General features: G+C 32.8%; 3 protein-coding genes. 2 read left to right on the top strand and 1 reads right to left on the bottom strand.

What is annotated here, in order from left to right:
- Window positions 1–65: 65 nt before the first annotated feature.
- Complete coding sequence (locus LI015_RS27730; protein ID WP_002576599.1) at window positions 66–527, bottom strand: helix-turn-helix transcriptional regulator; 462 nt, start codon at window positions 525–527, stop codon at window positions 66–68.
- A gap of 142 nt (window positions 528–669) precedes the next feature.
- Here LI015_RS27730 and LI015_RS27735 point away from each other — a divergent pair, with 142 nt between their 5' ends.
- Together LI015_RS27735 and LI015_RS27740 are read left to right on the top strand one after the other, a co-directional pair.
- Window positions 670–2,067: a transposase gene (locus LI015_RS27735; protein ID WP_002576600.1), complete on the top strand. Its 1,398-nt coding sequence runs from the start codon at window positions 670–672 to the stop codon at window positions 2,065–2,067.
- Complete coding sequence (locus LI015_RS27740; RefSeq protein ID WP_002576601.1) at window positions 2,064–2,750, top strand: lipoprotein; 687 nt, start codon at window positions 2,064–2,066, stop codon at window positions 2,748–2,750. The genes LI015_RS27735 and LI015_RS27740 overlap by 4 nt, the downstream gene beginning before the upstream one ends.
- Window positions 2,751–3,210: the final 460 nt, after the last annotated feature.

Genomic DNA, 3,210 nt, shown 5'->3' on the forward strand with positions numbered 1-3,210 from the left:
CTTCAATTCGTAAAGTAAAAAAATCTCCCAGTGGTGGGAGATTTTTGTCTATACTCGATTAATTTTTATTCGATATCTTTTGTTATGGGTAATACATCTGAAACGCTTAACTCTCCTATGTCAACTTTGTGTATCATTTCTAAACCGGGAATTAGATATTGAGGTAACTTAAATTTCTTTTCGTATAATTCCTTGTAATCTTCATCTGGATGTTCAAGACCAATATCATGTAATGCATCTAACATATAGTGATATTTCATAAAATAATTTAGCAGTGTATATATAATTTCTTTCTCGTCCTGCTTTAAAAAAGTAATATCTATTTTTTCTTTAGTATCTAACCCTAAAATATAATCCGTTGATACATTAAATAATTTTGCAAGTTCCATTAAATAACTCGTAGATGGAACACTAACACCCATTTCCCATGCGTTTATTGCTGAACGTGATAACCCTAATTTCTTTGCTAATGCTGTTTGGGTATAATCATTCTTTTCTCTAAGTTCTTTTATTGTATCACTAATCATATTATCACCCCTATTGTTATAATACATAACTTCAAACGACATTGCATTATCGCCAATGGCATTCTATTATCATTGATGGTTATTTTAATTTGACATAAGGCGTAATAATTAGTATAATAGAAGTAGGAAAGGAGGTGAGAATATGATTAGGCTGTGTAAGTATAACCAGGAAAATATCATTGAAAAAATACGCAATGGTCAGTTAGATGCGCTTGCATTAAGTACCACAAATTTGATTGATGATATCATCCTTGAAATGAACTCTCGTAATATTTTTAACTGTTTAGAAAAATATATACCGGATTTCAGAGCCGATAATACGGTAATTCCTTATGGGTTGATATGGGCCAGCGCAATAGCGGCTAAAATGCGTGTCCACACAAGTCTTACTGATATCCCCTATGCCATTAATGACCATAGGACATTGGCTAAATTAGGCTATACCCTTATAGATGATTCTGGTAATTTGAAAAATGGTTTGATGCAGGAAGGAAGTTTAAGACATTTATTAGGGAAATATAGTCCTTCCATATTCATGGGTGGTTATATTTACACAGTCCAGAAAGGTATTCTCCCTCTATTGGATATTGAACCCAATATACATATATTGGATTGTACGGATTTAGAGGTTAATCTAAAAAACTCTAATTATGAAATGGCTGGTGTAGGTCATAGTAAAAGAGATGATAAACCCACAAGAGGATATAAAATGTCTACTCTTAGGGGGATTGTAAATGATACAGGTATAATTGAGGATATACGATTTGGAAGCATTGAAGTTCATGATTTAAGTTTAAGCGAAGATATGGTCAAGACTTCCCCAATGTTAAAACCTGGGGATATATTGATTAATGATAGAGGTTTCATATCAAGGGATTTAATGAACTATTTGAAAACGGAAAGAAAAGTTGACACATACATCCCCTTGAAAAGAAATATGTTGGCTTATCAACAGGCGATTTTAGGCGCAAAGGAACAAAACATCTGGAAACAGCATCCTAATAAGAAAAGGAAAACTCAGGTTATAAGTCTAGTTAAAGGTATGGGCATGTATTGGGATAGCGAATTTCCTCAAAATGATGTTCCTATCAATGCTTGTGTCGTTTGGGATAAGCAGACAGATTATTACTTTGTATTCATAACCACAGACATTACTAAATCAGCAAGAGAAATTGTTCTTACTTATGAACTCCGTCCAGAGATAGAGGAAGATTACAGACAGTTAAAAGACTTTTGGAAGATAGAGGATTTCAAAAGTACAAAACTCAATGTGATTTTATTCCATATTGTATGTGTACTGTTTGGATATTTATTCTATCAGATTTACACTTTACTACCAGAGGGTGAAAAATATTTAGGAAAGTCATTGCCGATTATATTGAAAAAATATGTGCCACAGGTACAACCATATGTAGTTCTCTATGTAGGTTATGAATTTGGGGTACTTACCTTATTTGAATTAATGGAGTTTTATGCTCAATCACCAGAGAATATAAGGAAATTATTTGAAAATATTTTAAAACAGGAGAAAGAATTATGAAAAAAATTGTTGCAATATTAACATTGAGTACAGTACTTGCTTTAGCTGGATGTAATAATCAAACACAAGATTTGCCAGAGGTATCCAAAGCACATGTGCGAGTTACATCTACTGTAGCCACGGTAACTAGGCCAGAAGAAACAGAAAGTGAATCTATACCAGAAACTACAGAAGAAGTTATTGAACAACGAGAAGGAACTACATTTAGAAATACTATATGGGGTGATGATATAGATACGGTTAAAAAATATGAAACAGAAATAAATTTAGAATCTTTGGATGATGGAAGTCTATTTGGAAATGTACGTGTAAATGGATACAAAGCTTTTGCTTTCTACCATTTTAACGATAATAAATTACATGATGGTCTATATCTATTTGATTTAGGATATACAAGTGGGGGACAATTTATATCTACCTATAATTCATTAAAGGAGTCACTTACAAAAAAATACGGAAATCCAACCCATGATAAAATTATACCTTATCAAAAAGAAAGTCTGATTGAACATGCTGGTTCATCAAAAGCTTTAGAATATGGATATGTTTCATATGCGGCATCTTGGGAAACAGATGATACATTAATCATCCTTGGATTATCAAGTCAAAACTATGAAATAGGATTAACATTACAGTATCTTGATAAGAATTATGAACCAGATATAAATGATTCTGGATTGTAAACAAAAACCCTCAGTTTCGACATGAACTGAGGGTTTTTGTTTATTTTTGTCTAGTTGTATGCTATAATAGAATAACTATCAAACTTTAATCTAAAATTGTTCTTAATACATAGGAGGAGAAATCCCTATGAATAAAAAATAAGGAGATTTTAGATGATTAAAAAAAAGTTTAGACGGAAAACGGTTTTTGTGAATGGGTACGACCGCTTCCATTATGGAAGATGGAACCATGTACCATCATATTATCGCACTCCACCTAGACGAAGATAGTAAAAGTAAAGCTGACCTCTCAGGCAACGAGGGGTTGGCTTTTCTCATTTATACCCCCTCTCGGCCCTCTTGTCAACCCCTAAAATTCGCATATACGAACTCACAGTAATAGTTTCATATACAAAAATATTTTTTGTTACGTGATTCCGAGCCGCAACGGAGACAGCCTATTTTACTTTACGAATTGAAG

It is taken from the genome of Enterocloster sp. 210928-DFI.2.20 (genome assembly GCF_020554465.1).
GTDB lineage: Bacteria > Bacillota > Clostridia > Lachnospirales > Lachnospiraceae > Enterocloster > Enterocloster bolteae.

Excerpts from the sequence above, each read along its gene's own strand:
- LI015_RS27730 (WP_002576599.1), bottom strand. The coding sequence starts at position 527 with ATGATTAGTGATACAATAAAAGAACTTAGAGAAAAGAATGATTATACC.
- LI015_RS27735 (WP_002576600.1), top strand. The coding sequence starts at position 670 with ATGATTAGGCTGTGTAAGTATAACCAGGAAAATATCATTGAAAAAATA.
- LI015_RS27740 (WP_002576601.1), top strand. The coding sequence starts at position 2,064 with ATGAAAAAAATTGTTGCAATATTAACATTGAGTACAGTACTTGCTTTA.